Raw genomic sequence first — 16,269 nt, forward strand, 5'->3', positions numbered from 1 at the left:
CGCCCGGGTCCGCGCGCACTGCCGCCGGGCCGCTGCTCGCCTCCTGCCCGCGCGGGCACGGCGGCGGTCGCGGCCGCGGCGGCACGGCCGGCGCGTTCGGACGCCCCGGCGGTCCGCGCGGACGCTCGCGCAAGTCGAAGAAGGCGCGCCGCCAGGAGTTCAACGAGCTCGGCGCACCGTCCTTCGGCGGCGTGAAGATCCCGAGCGGCAACGGGCAGACCATCCGGCTGTCCCGCGGAGCTTCGCTGTCCGACTTCGGCGACAAGATCGGCGTCAACCCGGCGTCGCTCGTCCAGGTCGTGATGATGGAGCTCAAGGAGATGGTGACGGCGACCCAGTCGCTGCCCGACGAGACCCTCCAGCTGCTCGGCGAGGTCCTGCAGTACAACATCTCCGTGGTCAGCCCGGAGGACGAGGACCGCGAGCTCCTGGAGTCCTTCTCCATCGATTTCGGCGAGGACGCCGGGACCGACGAGGACCTGCGCCCGCGCCCGCCGGTGGTCACCGTCATGGGCCACGTCGACCACGGTAAGACGAAGCTGCTGGACACGGTCCGGAACAGCAACGTCGCCAGCGGCGAGGCCGGCGGCATCACCCAGCACATCGGCGCCTACCAGGTCGCCACCACGGTCGACGGTGAAGAGCGCAAGATCACCTTCATCGACACCCCGGGCCACGAGGCGTTCACCGCCATGCGTGCCCGCGGAGCGAAGTCGACCGACATCGCGGTGCTGGTGATCGCGGCCGACGACGGCGTGAAGCCGCAGACGGCCGAGGCCATCGACCACGCCAAGGCGGCCGAGGTGCCGATCGTGGTCGCGGTCAACAAGATCGACACCGAGGGCGCCGACCCGCAGCGGGTGCGCGCGCAGCTCACCGAGTACGGCCTGGTTGCCGAGGAGTACGGCGGCGACGTCCAGTTCGTGGACATCTCCGCGCTCAAGGGCGACAACATCGACAGCCTGCTCGAGTCGATCGTGCTGACCTCCGACGCGGCGCTGGACCTGCGCGCCAACCCGGACATGGAGGCCCAGGGCCTCGCGATCGAGGCCTACCTCGACCGCGGCCGCGGCTCCATGGCCACGGTGCTGGTGCAGCGGGGCACGCTCAACGTCGGCGACTCGATCGTCTGCGGCGACGCCTACGGCCGCGTCCGGGCCATGCTCGACGAGCACGGCGAGAACGTGCAGAGCGCCGAGCCGTCCCGCCCGGTCCAGGTCCTCGGCCTGACCAACGTGCCCAGCGCGGGCGACAGCTTCCTGGTCGTCAAGGACGACCGGGTCGCCCGCCAGATCGCCGACCGGCGGGAGGCGCGCGAGCGCTTCGCGCAGCAGGCGAAGGCGGCGCGCCGGGTCACCATGGAGAACTGGCAGTCCACCCTCAAGGAGGGCGAGCGCACCGAGCTCCCCCTGCTCATCAAGGGCGACATGTCCGGTTCCGTGGAGGCGCTGGAAGAGTCCCTGCTCAAGATCGAGGCGGGCGGCGACGAGGTCGGCATCCGCATCGTCGGCCGCGGCGTCGGCGCGATCACGCAGAACGACATCAACCTCGCCGCGACGTCGGAAGCCATCATCATCGGCTTCAACGTCCGCCCGGAGGGCAAGAACAGCGAGCTCGCCGACCGCATGGGCGTCGACATCCGCTACTACTCGGTCATCTACCAGGCGATCGACGAGGTGGAAGCCGCGGTCAAGGGCCTGCTCAAGCCCATCTACGAAGAGGTCCAGCTGGGCACCGCGGAGATCCGCGAGATCTTCAAGGTCCCCAAGATCGGCAACGTGGCGGGCTCCATCGTCCGCAGCGGCATCGTGCGGCGCAACAGCAAGGCGCGCCTCATCCGCGACGGGGTGGTGGTCTCGGACAACCTCACCGTCGAGTCGCTGCGGCGGTTCAAGGACGACGCCACCGAGGTCCGCGAGGGCTACGAGTGCGGTATCGGGCTCGGCCACAACGACCTGCGCCTCGAGGACGTCATCGAGACGTATGAGATGCAGGAGAAGCCGCGGGACTAGTCCGCGCCTCTCCGCCGGAGCGATCCGGCACCGCAGTACCCGGGGCCCGGCCGGCACGGCCGGGCCCCGGGGCCCGCGGGGGCGTCCGGCAGGACTGGTGTCCGCCGGCCGCGCCCGAGTACCCGCCCCGGCCCCGCCGCTCCGTCATGCGGCCAGCGATGACATCGAGACCACGCAATGGCGCCCGCGGCGCCTACACCGGCTCGCTTACCCTGGACATCCTGCTCGGCGACGTCCGGTCGCTGAAGCAGAAGCGGTCGGTGGTCCGCCCCATCGTCGCCGAACTCCAGCGGCGGTACTCGGTCTCCGTCGCGGAGACCGGCGGCCACGACCTCTACCGGCGGTGCGAGATCGGCGTCGCGGTCGTGGCGTCCACCGCGGCCCACTGCGAGGAGGTGCTCGACACCTGCGAGCGGGCCGTCGCCGGGCGCCCTGAGATCGAGCTGCTCTCCGCGAGGCGGCGGCTCTTCGGCCCAGAGGAAGATTGAAGACCATGGTTGACGCCGCACGCGCGCGCAAGCTGGCCGACCGCATCCAGCGGATCGTCGCCGAGATGCTGGAGCGCCGCATCAAGGACCCCCGCCTGGGGTTCGTCACCGTGACCGACGCACGGCTCACCAACGACCTGCGCGACGCCACGGTGTACTACACGGTGTTCGGCACCGACGACGAGCGCGCCGGCACCGCTGCCGCGCTGGAGAGCGCCACGGGCGTGATCCGCACCGAGGTGGGCCGCCAGACCGGGCTCCGGCACACCCCCAGCCTCACCTTCGAGCGCGACGAGGTGCAGGCCAACGCCCAGCACATCGAGCAGCTGCTCGCCCAGGCGCGGGAGACCGACGCCCAGGTCGCCGAGGCTGCGGCGACCGCCCGGCCGGCCGGCGACGCCGACCCCTACAAGACGCCGCGTGCCGACGACGAGGACGACGAGTGAGCCGTCGCTCCCGCGAGGAGGGGCCGCACGGCGTCGCCGTCGTGGCCAAGCCGGCCGGCTGGACCTCGCACGACGTCGTCGCGAAGGTCCGCGGGCTGGCCGGCACCCGCCGCGTCGGGCACGCCGGCACGCTGGACCCGATGGCGACCGGTGTGCTCGTTCTCGGCCTGGGCAAGGCCACGAAGCTGCTGGGCCACCTGACGCTCACCGAGAAGGTGTACGAGGCCACCCTGCGGCTCGGCTCCGCCACCAGCACCGACGACGCCGAGGGCGAAGAGGTGTCGCGCGCGGACGCGGCCGCCGTCGCCGCGGTCGGCGACGAGCAGGTGATGGCGGGGGTGGCCGACCTCACCGGTACCATCAGCCAGATCCCGCCGCAGGTCAGTGCGATCAAGGTGGCCGGCAAGCGGGCCTACGCCTCGGCCCGGGAAGGGGAGGTGGTGGAGCTCGCGGCGCGCGAGACCACCGTCTCCGAGTTCGCGGTCGCCCGCATCACCCGGGGCGGCGCCGGCGGTGACGAGTGGATCGACGTGCAGGCGCGGATCACCTGCTCGTCCGGCACCTACATCCGTGCGCTCGCCCGCGACCTGGGCGCCGCGCTGGGAACCGGCGGCCACCTGACGGAGCTGAGCCGCACCAGGGTCGGCCCCTACGGCATCGATCAGGCCGCAACGCTCGACGCACTCGCCGAGGAGTTCACCATGCTGCCGCTGGCCACCGCGGTCGCGGCGGCGTTCCCGGTGCGGGTGCTCGACGCCGAGGAGGCGCGCCGCGTCGCGCACGGCAACCGGATCGGGGCGGGCTCGCTCGGCCCCGGCCCGATCGGGCTGTTCGCACCGGACGGCGCCGTCGTCGCGCTCGCCGAGGACAAGGGCGGCTACAGCAAGCCGATCGTGGTCTTCGCCTGAATCGCCGGGCCCGGCAGGGTGCCGCCGGTCGGCAGCAGCAGTGCAGGAGGGAAAGCGGTGAAGGACGTGGACCGCCGGGATGCGGCGGACCTGCCGGACGACGGCAGCGCGGCGGGCGGCCGTTCCGGCGGCAGCGCCGCCGGCGCAGCGGAACTGCTGGCGAGCGGCGCGGTCGAGGACGCCGCGCGGGTGCTGGGCCATCCGGCGCGCGTCGCGGGAACCGTGGTGCACGGCGCCGCGCGCGGCCGCGAACTGCTCGGCTTCCCTACGGCCAACCTCGACGTCGACGACGAGGCGGCGGTGCCCGCCGACGGCGTCTACGCCGGCTGGCTGATCCTCCTCGGCGGCGCCGGCGGGGGAGGGGCCGATGGCGGAGGAGCGGGCGAGCGGTACTGGCCGGCCGCGGTCTCCGTCGGCACCAACCCGACCTTCGACGGTGCCGCGCGCACCGTCGAGGCCTATGCCCTGGACCGCGACAACCTGCAGCTGTACGGGCTGCGGATGGCCGTCGTCTTCCTGCGCCGCACCCGCGGCCAGCTGAAGTTCGACGGCATCGGCGAACTGATCGCGACCATGGCCGCCGACGTCGAACAGGTCCGGGTGCTGATGGAGCAGGAGCAGCCGCCCGCGCTGTGAGCCGCGGCTCCCGCGCCGGGGCGTGAGGACCTGTCCGCGTGCACTAGACTCGGCTGCGGCTATCCGTGCCGTTCAGGACCGGTGGCCTTCGATCCGGGCCGCGCCGACGGCGCACCGCGCCCGGCCCTCGCAGACGGCGACTGCTCGTACGCGCGGTCGCCGCGCCTGCGCGCCGCCACTCCCAGGAAGCACCGGTTCTGCCGGGCTGCCGGAGGGCGGGTCCGCGAATCGCGTACCGAACGCAACAAGAAGAAGGAGCGCAGTGTCTCTCGACGCCGCTACCAAGCAGAAGATCGTCACCGAGTACGGAACCGGCGACGGTGACACCGGGTCCCCCGAGGTCCAGATCGCGCTGCTCACGCACCGCATCACCGAGCTCACCGAGCACCTCAAGACCCACGAGCAGGACCACCACAGCCGCCGCGGCCTGCTTCTCATGGTCGGCCGCCGCCGCCGGCTGCTCAAGTACATCCAGAAGAAGGACATCAACCGCTACCGCGACCTGATCAAGCGCCTGGGCCTGCGCCGCTAGAGGTCCGCCGCCGGGCGCGCGGAGCGTTCCGCGCCGCAGCGTGCGCAGTCAGGCGCAGCGCAGCGGAGGCGATGCTGGGAGAGGGAGCGGCCTGGGCCGCTCCCTCCTCTCGTGGGACCGCCGCTGCAGTCGACCGGCCCCGCGTGAGGGCGCGCGCCGGGCCCCGCGGGCCGGTCCCGGTAGCCGAATCGGCAGTCAGGGCCGGTGCTCGCGCGGATCCGCGCAATCGATGCTGGCCACACGGTAGGGTCGCCAGATAGGGTCCCTGTGGCCAGGCCACTGGACCGCGCCGGTCGCATGTGCGCCCGGCCCCGGGTTCCGGCGCCGCGGAGTCCGCTGCGACGCGGACCGCGGCCGCACGACCCTGCCGCTGGCATCGGCCAGCGCAACAGCAGCACCGCAGAACCACATGACCGCGAACGACGGCGGAGTGCCCCGGCGCCCCGCATCGGCCGCCGCCACGGGGCCGGTCCTCGGTAGTGGTCCGCGGCCCGCAGCGCAGTATGCGGGCGTGCCGCGGGCTTCGATCGATGGCCGGCGTCCCGCCGGGACGATTCTCGAGGGCGGACGGCACGAGGGGACCGAACCCGCGCCGCCGTTGGACAACCCTTGAGGAGGGACGCCCATGGAGGGCGCTTATTCCGCCGAAGCCGTGATCGACAACGGCCGCTTCGGCACCCGCACCATCCGCTTCGAGACAGGCCGACTGGCCCGCCAGGCCGCCGGCTCCGCCGTGGCCTACCTCGACAACGAGACGATGATCCTCTCGGCGACGACGGCCTCGAAGCGCCCCAAGGACAACCTTGACTTCTTCCCGCTGACGGTCGACGTCGAGGAGCGGATGTACGCCGCCGGGCGCATCCCCGGCTCGTTCTTCCGCCGCGAGGGCCGCCCGTCCGAGGACGCGATCCTCACCTGCCGCCTCATCGACCGCCCGCTGCGGCCGTCGTTCAAGAAGGGGCTGCGCAACGAGATCCAGGTCGTCGAGACGATCATGTCGCTCGACCCCGAGCACCTCTACGACGTCGTCGCGATCAACGCCGCGTCGATGTCCACCCAGCTCGCGGGCCTGCCCTTCTCCGGCCCGATCGGCGGCGTCCGCGTCGCGCTGATCGAGGGCCAGTGGGTCGCCTTCCCGACCCACTCGGAGCTGTCCGGCGCCACCTTCGACATGGTCGTGGCCGGCCGCGTGCTCGACGACGGCGACGTCGCGATCATGATGGTCGAGGCCGAGTCCACCCCGGGCACCCTCGCGCTCGTCGCGGACGGAGCCGTCGGCCCGACCGAGCAGACCGTCGCCGAGGGCCTCGAAGCGGCCAAGCCGTTCATCAAGGTCCTCTGCCGGGCCCAGCAGGCGCTGGCCGACCAGGCGGCCAAGCCGGTCGGGGAGTTCCCGATCTTCCTCGAGTACGAGGACGACGCCTACGAGGCCGTGGCCGAGGCCGTCTCCGGCCCGCTCGCCGAGGCCCTCACGATCGCCGACAAGCAGGACCGCGAGTCCCGCCTGGACGAGGTCAAGGCCGAGGCCGGCGAGAAGCTCGCCGAGCGGTTCGAGGGGCGCGAGAAGGAGATCGGCGCCGCCTTCAAGTCGCTCACCAAGCAGCTGATGCGCGAGCGCGTGCTGCGCGACCAGGTCCGCATCGACGGCCGCGGCCCGAAGGACATCCGCCAGCTCTCCGCCGAGGTCGGCGTGCTCCCGCGGGTGCACGGCTCGGCGCTGTTCGAGCGCGGCGAGACCCAGATCATGGGCGTCACGACGCTGAACATGCTGCGCATGGAGCAGACGGTCGACACTCTCAACCCTGAGAAGACCAAGCGCTACATGCACAACTACAACTTCCCGCCGTACTCCACCGGGGAGACCGGCCGCGTCGGCTCGCCGAAGCGGCGGGAGATCGGGCACGGCGCCCTGGCGGAGCGGGCCCTCGTCCCGGTCCTGCCCTCGCGGGAGGAGTTCCCCTACGCGATCCGGCAGGTCTCCGAGGCGCTCGGGTCCAACGGCTCCACGTCGATGGGCTCCGTCTGCGCCTCCACCATGTCCCTGATGTCGGCCGGCGTGCCGCTCAAGGAGATGGTGTCCGGCATCGCGATGGGCCTCATCAGCGAGGGCGACCGGTTCGTCACGCTGACCGACATCCTCGGCGCCGAGGACGCGTTCGGCGACATGGACTTCAAGGTCGCCGGCACCCGGGACCTGATCACCGCGCTCCAGCTCGACACGAAGCTCGACGGCATCCCCGCCGAGCAGCTCGCGACGGCGCTGCAGCAGGCCCGCGGCGCCCGCCTGGCGATCCTCGACGTGATGGCCGAGGCCATCACCCGCCCCGCGGAGATGAGCCCGTACGCGCCGCGCATCCTCACCGTCAAGATCCCGGTGGACAAGATCGGCGAGGTCATCGGCCCGAAGGGCAAGATGATCAACTCCATCCAGGAGGACACCGGCGCCGACCTGACGGTCGAGGACGACGGCACGATCTACATCGGCGCCGTCGACGGCCCGTCGGCTGAGGCGGCCCGGGACACGGTCAACTCGATCGCGAACCCGACGATGCCCGAGGTCGGCGACCGCTACCTCGGCACCGTCGTGAAGACCACCGCGTTCGGCGCGTTCGTGTCGCTGCTGCCCGGCAAGGACGGCCTGCTGCACATCTCGCAGATCCGCAAGCTGCACGGCGGCGCCCGGATCGAGAACCTGGACGACGTCGTCAGCATCGGCGAGAAGATCCAGGTCGAGATCCGCGAGATCGACGACCGCGGCAAGCTGTCGCTGGTCCCGGTCGAGGTCGTGGAGGCCGAGGCCGCCAAGGACGACGCCGCGGAGAGCCCGAAGGCCGACTCCGACGGCGACGCCGCCGAGGGCTCCGACGAGGGCGCCCCGCGCCGCCGCCGGCGCAGCCGCGGCCGCAGCGAGAACACCTGAGTCCGCTGCAGTAGCGCAGGAGCGCAGCGACCCTGACGGGGCGGTCGCGGAGCCCGCTGAGGCGGGCCCGCGGCCGCCCCGTCGCAGCTCTGCCGCCGGTGCGCACAGCCTGCTGCGCCCGGACGTCCCGACTGGAGAAGGATGGAATTGAACGCTCCCGAGACAGCCGCCGAGCAGGAGCCCGGCACCACCGCCGTGCTGCTGGAGCCCTCCGACGGGACCGGCCTGGTGCGGCGGACCGTGCTGCCCGGCGGCCTGCGGGTGGTCACCGAAGCCGTGCCGGCCCTGCGCTCGGCCGCGTTCGGAGTCAGCGCCACGACCGGCTCGCGCGACGAGGACGACGTGCACGCCGGCTCCGCCCACTTCCTCGAGCACCTGCTGTTCAAGGGCACCCGCACCCGGGACGCGCTGGAGATCTCCGCGCTGCTGGACGCGGTCGGCGCCGACCACAACGCCTACACCACCAAGGAGCACACCGCCTACTACGCGAAGGTCCTCGACCGGGACCTGCCGCTGGCGGTGGACGTCGTCACCGACATGGTGGCCTCCTCGGTGCTGGACCCGAACGAGGTGGAGACCGAGCGCGGCGTCATCCTCGAAGAGATCGCCATGTACGAGGACGAGCCCGCCGACCTGGTCGACGACGTCTTCGCCGCGCACGCGCACGCCGGAAGCGGCCTGGGCCGCCCCATCCTCGGCACCGCCGAGACCATCGGCGAGCTGAGCCGGACCCGCATCGCCGAGCAGTACCGGAGCGCCTACCGGCCGCGCGACCTCGTGGTCGCCGCCGCGGGCAACCTCGACCACGACGCCGTGGTCTCCCAGGTCCGCGCGGCCTTCGCGCCGCTGCTTGCGGAGGAGCCGGGGGCCCGCCCCGCGCCGCCCCGGATCGGCGGAGCCGGGGTGGCCATGCACGCCGGCACTGCGCTGGTGTCCCGGGACACCGAGCAGGCCCACCTCGTGCTCGGCCTGGAGGGCGTGGCCCGCACTGACCCGCGCTGGGCGGCGCTGCGCGTGCTCGCCTCCGCTCTGGGCGGGGGGATGTCGTCCCGGCTCTTCCAGGAGGTGCGGGAGAAGCGCGGCCTGGCCTATGCGGTGCAGGCGTTCCACAGCGGGTTCTCCGACACCGGGGTGCTGCAGGTCTACGCCGGCTGCCTGCCGGAGAAGGCCGACGAGGTCCTCGCCGTGTGCCGTGCCGAACTGGAGAAGGCCGCGCGCAACGGCCTGCCGGCCGAGGAGGTGGAGCGGGCCCGGGGCCAGATCAAGGGTTCGTGGGTGCTGGGCAGCGAGGGGAGCAGCTCCCGTATGGCGCGCCTGACTGCGCACGAGCTGGGCCACCCGCGGCACTACTCGCTCGACGACGACCTGGCGATGTTCGACGCCGTTACCGTCGACGACGTCGCGGCCGCCGCTGAGGAGTTCCTCCGCCGGCCCGAGACCCTCGCCGTGGTCGGCCCGTTCGACGAGGGCCGCACCTTCTGAGGACGCTTCCGGCCGCTGCGCCGGAAACAGGGGGCGGGCACCGGACCGGTGCCCGCCCCCTGCGGATGTGCCGCCCTAGCGCGGGCGCTTGCGGCTGCGTACGGCGATCCGTGCGGGCTGGCTCGCCTCGGCGCCGTTGCGGACCTTCAGCTCCAGCAGCCCGTCGTCGAAGGAGGCTTCCATGGAGTCCTCGTCGATCCCCTCCGGCAGGGTGATCTCGCGCCGGAAGGCACCGCGGAACCGCTCGGAGGCGTAGTAGACCACGTCGCCCGGCTCCGGCGGCCGCTCACCGGCGATGGTGAGGAAGCCGTGCGAGAAGGTGACCTCGAGGTCGTCCGGGGAGACGCCCGGCAGTTCGCAGCGGATCACCAGGTCGGACCCGCGGGCGAAGATGTCCGTGGTCGGGCTCCAGGCGTCGGAGAACCCGCGGTGGGTGGAGGTTCCCGACTCCAGGTTGGCCATGCTGTCCGAGATGCGGTTCATCTCGCTCATCATGTCGAGCACTCCGCGGAACGGATTGCCCGAACGCTTCTTCGGCGGCATCCGGTTACCTCACTTCGGGTCGCTGGTCGGCTCGGCGGTCCTGGTCTCAGGGGACTCGGTGCTGGAGCGGACGGGGATCGCCTCGCCCTCGGCCGGCGGCGCCTCCGGTGAGCTCCCCGCGGGGACCTGGAGCGGGCCCCGCTCCGCCCGCAGCGCCTTGATGAGTCCGATGGCGACCAGGAGGAGGACCACCGCGAAGGGCAGTCCGGTGGAGACGGCCGCCGCCTGGAGCGCGGTGAGTGCCGCATCGCCCCCGATCACCAGCAGCACGATGGTGATCACCCCCTCCATCGTGGCCCAGAAGATGCGCTGGGCGCGGACCGGGTTGGGGTCGCCCCCGTTGGTCAGCATGTCCACGACCAGGGAGCCCGAATCGGAGGAGGTGATGAAGAAGATCGCCACCACCGCGATGGTGAGCAGGGCGATCACCTGCAGCATCGCCGCCGGCAGCGGGAAGAGGTCCAGGAGCGCGAAAGTGGCGGCGCCTTCGTTGTCCACGCCGGAGATCGCGCCGCCACTGGCGGCGTCGTAGAACATGCCGGTGCCGCCGAAGACGCCGAACCACACGGCGCTGACCCCGAGGGGTGCGAACAGGCAGGCGCCCACGAACTGGCGGATGGTGCGGCCGTAGGAGATGCGGGCCAGGAACATGCCGACAAACGGGGACCAGGAGATCCACCAGCCCCAGTAGAAGATGGACCAGCTCTCGCTGAACGCCTTGGCGTCGGCGTCACCCTGGGGGGAGATGAACGTGAGGCTCATCTGCACCACGTTCTGCAGGTATTCGCCCAGGCCGGAGACCATCATCGAGGCCATGAAGAGCTTCGGGCCGACGGCGAAGATCACCAGGAGGAGGGCCGCGGCCATCCACATGTTGGTCACGGCGAGGCGCCGGATCCCCTTGTCCACGCCGGAGACCACACTCACCACGGCGACGGCGGTGATGAGGCAGATGATGATGATCTGCACGAGCTGGTTGTCGGGGATGCCGAAGACGTGGTTGAGGCCGTAGCTGATCTGCTGGGTGCCCAGTCCCAGGGACGTGGCGAGGCCGAACAGCGTGCCGAACACGGCGAGGATGTCGATGATCGCGCCGGGCCAGCGGTAGATCCGGTCCCCGATGAGCGGGTAGAGGGCGGACGCCGGGCGCATCGGCAGGTTCTTGCGGAAGCAGAAGTAGCCCAGGGAGAGGCCGAGGACGATGTAGATCGCCCAGGGGTGCAGGCCCCAGTGGAAGAGCACGTACTGCATGGCCGCGAAGCCGGTGTCCTCCGCGCCCTGGAGGTGGGGGTCGTTCATATGCAGCGTGGGCTCGTACACGCCGTAGAACACCAGGCCGATGCCCATGCCTGCGGTGAACAGCATCGCGAACCACGCAACAGTGCTGAACTCCGGCTTGGCGGAGTCCGGGCCGAGCCGGAGGCTGCCGAACCTGCTGATCATCAACCAGATCGCCAGGACCACGAAGAACGTGGTCGTCAGCATGTAGAACCAGCCGAAGTTCTGCCCGATGCCGTCGCGGACCGCGGTGGCAGCAGCACTGAACTGTTCGGGAACGGCGATGCCGACCGCGACGAAGAGCAGGACGATCGCACCCGAGATGAAGAAGACGGGTGGATTGGTGTGTTCACGGATATAGGACGTCAAGCGGGAGATCGGGGGTCGCCTCCTCCGGTCGGTTCTTCTGGGTGTGCGCGATGAGCCCTACGCGTCGCTTGCGATGGCCTCCACGGACACTACGGCCGGGGGAACGTGGGGAAACACGTCCTTATCGTTCGGTTATGGCATCTTCATGGATTTGAGCGGTGAATTGTCCGCATCAGGCCATTCTTGGTGGCTGAATGGCCTCTGCCGGTGCGGGACGCGGCCGGGCTCAGTGGCGCGGGCCGGACCGCCGGGGCGCGGAGGGTGTCCCGCCGCTGTGCGCGGACGCGGACATGGTCCGCATCCGGTTGCTCGGGCCGCTGGGGGAGGAGTCCGGCCCCAGCGCCGGCTCGCCCTTCTGGGGCGCCTGCTCGGCGCTGTCCTGCAGCAGCGCCCGCACCAGGCTGACCGCCATCAGGACCAGCACCGCGCTGAACGGCAGCGCCGTGGAGATCGCCACGGCCTGCAGCGCCCGCACCGCGGCGCCGCCGCCGATGATGAGCAGCGCGATGGTGATGACGCCGATGAGCGAGGCCCAGAAGACCCGCTGCAGCCGGAGCGGGTGCGGATGGGTGCCGCGGGTCAGCATGTCCGCCACCAGCGACGCCGAGTCGGACGAGGTGATGTAGCAGATCGCGATCATCAGGATCGTGAACACCGCCAGCAGCGCGAACGCGGTGGGGCCCAGCTCGAACGAGGCCCACAGGTTATACAGGGCCGAGCCCTCGGACTGGTCGGGACTGCCCTGGCTGCCGGTGGTGAGCGGCCCCGCGTCGCCGCGGTCCTGCGCGATGCCGGCGCCGCCGAACGCGCCGAACCAGAGCACGCTCACCGCGAGCGGGCCGAACAGTGCGGTGGCGGTGAACTGGCGGATGGTGCGGCCGTAGGAGATGCGGGCGAGGAACATGCCGACAAACGGGGACCAGGAGATCCACCAGCCCCAGTAGAAGAACGTCCACTCCTCGGAGAAGGCGCGCGCGTCCGCGTCGCCGGTGGGCGGCACGTAGTCGAGGCTCATGCCGACGAGGTTCTGCAGGTAGTCGCCGAGTCCGCTGATCCCCGTGCCGAGCATGGCCAGTTTCGGCCCCAGCACGACGACCACGAGCAGGAACAGCAGCCCCATCCACATGTTCAGTACCGCGAGCCGCCGGATGCCCCGGTCCAGGCCGGACACCACGCTGATCACCGCGATGGCGGTGATGGTGATGATCAGCGCGATGTGCAGGGGCGCCCCGCCGGGCAGGTCGAACGCCCTGGACAGGCCGACGGCGATCTGCTGAGTGCCCAGGCCCAGCGACGTGGCCATGCCGAACAGCGTGGCGAACACCGCGAGGATGTCGATCAGGTTGCCGATCCAGCCGTGGATCCGGGTGCCGATCAGCGGATACAGCGCCGATGAGGGCCGCATCGGCAGGCCCTTGTAGAAGCAGAAGTAGCCCAGGGCGAGGCCGGGCACGATGTAGACCGCCCAGGGATGCAGCCCCCAGTGGAACAGCGTGTACTGCACCGCTGTGGCGGCCGGGTCGTCTACGGCGCCGATGAAGTCGTCGTGCAGGTGCGAGACGGGTTCATGGACGCCGTAGAACACCAGGCCGATGCCCATTCCGGCGGTGAACATCATGGCGAACCAGGACAGCGTGCCGAACTCCGGCTTGGAGTCGTGCGTGCCGAGCCGCCGGGCGCCGAACCGGCTGAGCATGAGCCACAGGGCGAGCGCGAGGAAGGCCGTGGTGACCAGCGTGTAGAACCAGCCGAAATTGGTGCCGATGCCGGTGCGCAGCGCCTCAGTGGCCCGCCCGAACTGCTCGGGAGCCCAGATTCCGACCAGGGAGAACGCCAGGACCGCGACGGCGGAGACGATGAAGACCGGCGGATTGGTGTGCTCCCGGAGAGCGGTCGTGAATCGAGAGATAGGGGTTCACTCCTCGGATTGCCGCCGATGTCCGCTGAACGGCGCCGCGCTCCGCCGAATTCGGCCAGCGCCGGTTTCCTCGACCGGGTCTTCGCGTTTCCACCCGCACAGGATCATAAACCCGCCCGGACGGGGCCGCATTCGGCGGAGCACGGCACCCTGGCCGCTTCCGGCAGCCGTCACCGCCCCGGGGACGCCGGGTCCGGCGGCCCGCCGGGAGCGCTGTCGGCGAAGGCCGCGCGGCAGAAGCCGGCGCGGACCTGGTCGATCGGCCCGCGGTCGGGGGTGGAGAGCACCTTGTTGGTGAGCAGTACAGCCCACCGGCCGGTCCCCGGGGCGACCCACATTCCGGTCCCGGTGAACCCGTGGTGGCCCCAGACGCCGTCGCTGGGCGCGAAGCCGTGCGCCGGGTGCCAGAGCAGTCCCCGCGGCGGTGCGAGCGCGCCGGTCTGCACGGTGAGGCTCGCCCGCACCCACGCCGCGGAGAACGGCGAGCCGGTGGCGAACGAGCGGTGCGCCCCCGCGGCCGCGGGCCGGCCCGGATGCGGCACAGCGGAGGGTGCGGCGGTCGCGGCCAGGAACCGGCCGAGGTCGGCCGCGGGGCCGAAGACGCCGGCGATGCCGCTGACACCGCCCAGCAGCCGCGCCGAGGGGTCGTGCACGGTGCCGCGCAGCAGCCGCCCGGTGTCCGGGTCCTGCCCGGTGGGAGCGGCGGTGGCCGCGGGCACCGGGCCGTACCGGGTGGCGTCCATACCCAGCGGGGCCCAGACGCGCTCACGCGCCAGGGTGTCCAGCCCGGCGCCGCCGAGGTGCTCGGCCAGGTAGCCGAGGATGAGGGCGGCGCGATCGGTGTAGCGCACCTCGGTGCCGGGCGGCCGGTGCAGCGGTGCGGAGAGCACACCGGCGCGGATGCGCCCGGGGTCGGTGCCGTAGCGCTCTTCGAATTCGGCGTAGGGCGGCAGGCCGGCGGTGTGGGCGAGGAGGTGCCGGACGGCGACCCCGCCGAGCGGGTGCCCGGCGGCGTCGGGCAGGACCGCCCCGAGCGGGTCGCCGATCCGGAACCGCCCCTCGTCCCAGAGGGTGCCGAGCACGGCCCATACCGCGATGATCTTGGTGAGTGAGGCGAGGTCGTAGCGGAGCTCTTCGGTGGCGGGTTCGGGCCGGTCCGGATCGGGCCGCCCCGCGGCGCCGTGCCCCGCAGTTCCCTGTACATCGCCCACGGCCCACACCGCCGACGGCGCCGTGCCGTCCGCCACCGCGCCCCGGGCCACCCGGGCCGCGGCCGCCGACACTGCTTCCAGATCCGCCATGCCTCCCCTTCCGCCGCTCCGCAGGAGGATAGTGAACCGCTCCCCGGAAGGGGCGGAAGTACGGCGATCGGTGCTCCGGCGCCCGCCCCGCTGCTGCCCTTCGGACCCCCGGCAGGCTCCCCGCCGCGCCGCCGGTCCGCCGGATGTCGGCGGGCCGCTCGGGAGCAGAGGGCGCCGGCCCTGCTGCGCGGTCCCGCGCCGTGTCCGCCGCAGCGGTAGACGAGCGGACGTGCGGGGCTGTCCCGGATCGGCCGTGCCGACGCACCCCGGCGCCGCTCGCGGTGAAGGCCACCCGCCCAACGCGCCCTGGACCACCGGGCACGGCCCCGGCGCAACTTGCCGGACGTGGAGCAGGTGCGGGGCCCGTGTGCGCTCGTCCGGTTCTCTGGGGTGGGCCGGGGGAACGAGCAGACCGGGCCGTCGGCGCCGGTGATCGCCATGGGTTCCGCGCCCCCGGGAGAGGGCGCGGCCGGAGGCATCGCTGCCGGGCCGGAGCAGTCGGCCGTGGTGTGAGAGGTCCCGCAGCGCAGCGGGGTGCCGGCATCGATCGCGGGTTCGCGTGCCGGGCGGGGCAGTCGGCATGAGCCCTACCGCGCCGGTCAGCAGGACCGGGGCCAGGCAGAGCGGTCAGACGGGGTGTCGGGCAGTCTTCACACACCGGTCCTGAACGCCCTCCGCCAGGCCCGCGGCAGGAGCTCCCGTCGACGATCTATCGGGCCCGCTGCGGAGTCCCGGCGAGTGCGGTGAGCGCGGCGAGTGCGGCCGCGGCGGCGTCGACCGCGCGGGCGAGGCGGACCGCGCGCCGGATGTCGCCGGTGTCCGGCCGCCGCCCGCTGCCGAGCTCGGGACGGTGCTCCACGCGGTCCCCGTACCGGTTGGCGCCGCCGAGACGCAGGTCCAGCGCCCCGGCGAAGGCCGCTTCGCAGTGGCCCGAGTTGGGGCTCGGGTGCCGGGCGCCGTCCCGGCGCAGCACCCGCAGCGCGCGGCGCACATCGCCGCCGGCCACCGGCGCGGACAGGCAGGTGAGCAGGGCCGTCAGCCGTGCCGGCGCCCAGTTCACCACGTCGTCCAGCCGCGCCGCCGGGGCACCGAACCGCAGGTGGCGGGGGGAGCGGTGGCCGACCATCGCGTCCAGGGTGTTCACCGCCCGGTAGCCGAGCAGGCCGGGTACCCCGAGCAGGGCGCCCCAGACGAGGGGGCCGACCGCCGCGTCCGAGGTGTTCTCGGCGACCGACTCGACGGTGGCGCGGGCGATGCCCTTCTCGTCCAGTCCGGCGGGGTCGCGTCCGCACAGGCCGGGCAGCAGCGCGCGGGCGCGCTCGAGGTCGCCGGCGTCGAGCGCGTCGGCGATGCGGAGCGCCTCGCGGGCGAGCATCGCCCCGCCGAGCACCGCCCAGGTGGCGCCGGCGGTGGCCGCGCCCCGCACCGGGGCGGCG

At 72.4% G+C, this 16,269-nt stretch carries 13 protein-coding genes; 8 read left to right on the plus strand and 5 right to left on the minus strand.

The features are described from left to right. Nucleotides 1-191 precede the first annotated feature (191 nt). The 8 genes from infB to ACYVGT_RS25245 all read left to right on the plus strand — a co-directional run bounded on the left by infB (nt 192) and on the right by ACYVGT_RS25245 (nt 9,424). Nucleotides 192-2,012 (plus strand): translation initiation factor IF-2, encoded by a 1,821-nt coding sequence (infB, locus tag ACYVGT_RS25210; RefSeq protein WP_460862891.1) that lies wholly within the window; start codon nt 192-194, stop codon nt 2,010-2,012. A 158-nt stretch (nt 2,013-2,170) separates the two neighbouring features. Continuing rightward, entirely contained in the window at nt 2,171-2,500 is a 330-nt protein-coding gene (locus ACYVGT_RS25215) for a DUF503 domain-containing protein (RefSeq protein WP_460862892.1), read from the plus strand. A gap of 5 nt (nt 2,501-2,505) precedes the next feature. Continuing rightward, nucleotides 2,506-2,946, plus strand: coding sequence for a 30S ribosome-binding factor RbfA (rbfA, locus tag ACYVGT_RS25220; protein WP_460862893.1), 441 nt, complete (start codon nt 2,506-2,508; stop codon nt 2,944-2,946). Continuing rightward, nucleotides 2,943-3,854, plus strand: coding sequence for a tRNA pseudouridine(55) synthase TruB (gene truB / locus ACYVGT_RS25225; protein WP_460862894.1), 912 nt, complete (start codon nt 2,943-2,945; stop codon nt 3,852-3,854). Before rbfA ends, truB begins: the two co-directional genes overlap by 4 nt. A 57-nt stretch (nt 3,855-3,911) precedes the next feature. Then, a complete protein-coding gene (locus ACYVGT_RS25230) occupies nt 3,912-4,490 on the plus strand; it encodes a riboflavin kinase (protein ID WP_460862895.1) in 579 nt (192 codons plus the stop codon). Nucleotides 4,491-4,752: 262 nt separating this feature from the next. Further along, nucleotides 4,753-5,022, plus strand: coding sequence for a 30S ribosomal protein S15 (rpsO, locus tag ACYVGT_RS25235; RefSeq protein ID WP_460862896.1), 270 nt, complete (start codon nt 4,753-4,755; stop codon nt 5,020-5,022). Nucleotides 5,023-5,647: 625 nt separating this feature from the next. Then, nucleotides 5,648-7,942 carry a polyribonucleotide nucleotidyltransferase gene (locus ACYVGT_RS25240; RefSeq protein WP_460862897.1) on the plus strand — a complete coding sequence of 765 codons (2,295 nt, stop codon included), beginning with the start codon at nt 5,648-5,650 and terminating at the stop codon, nt 7,940-7,942. A gap of 147 nt (nt 7,943-8,089) precedes the next feature. Beyond that, complete coding sequence (locus tag ACYVGT_RS25245; RefSeq protein WP_460862903.1) at nt 8,090-9,424, plus strand: M16 family metallopeptidase; 1,335 nt, start codon at nt 8,090-8,092, stop codon at nt 9,422-9,424. 75 nt (nt 9,425-9,499) lie between these two features. On the opposite strand, the gene ACYVGT_RS25250 is transcribed toward ACYVGT_RS25245, so the two are convergent. The 5 genes from ACYVGT_RS25250 to cbiB form a co-directional block, all read right to left on the minus strand. Next, on the minus strand, nt 9,500-9,967 hold the full coding sequence (locus ACYVGT_RS25250; protein ID WP_460862898.1) for an Hsp20/alpha crystallin family protein: 468 nt from the start codon (nt 9,965-9,967) through the stop codon (nt 9,500-9,502). 9 nt (nt 9,968-9,976) lie between these two features. Then, complete coding sequence (locus ACYVGT_RS25255) at nt 9,977-11,614, minus strand: BCCT family transporter (RefSeq protein WP_460862899.1); 1,638 nt, start codon at nt 11,612-11,614, stop codon at nt 9,977-9,979. Nucleotides 11,615-11,840: 226 nt separating this feature from the next. Beyond that, a complete protein-coding gene (locus tag ACYVGT_RS25260) occupies nt 11,841-13,472 on the minus strand; it encodes a BCCT family transporter (RefSeq protein ID WP_460862904.1) in 1,632 nt (543 codons plus the stop codon). Between the two features lie 230 nt (nt 13,473-13,702). Beyond that, nucleotides 13,703-14,833 (minus strand): serine hydrolase domain-containing protein, encoded by a 1,131-nt coding sequence (locus tag ACYVGT_RS25265; protein ID WP_460862900.1) that lies wholly within the window; start codon nt 14,831-14,833, stop codon nt 13,703-13,705. Nucleotides 14,834-15,542: 709 nt separating this feature from the next. Then, the coding region (cbiB, locus tag ACYVGT_RS25270; RefSeq protein WP_460862901.1) for an adenosylcobinamide-phosphate synthase CbiB at nt 15,543-16,269 on the minus strand (727 nt) is incomplete at its 5' end.

The organism is Nocardiopsis coralliicola (assembly GCF_054779695.1).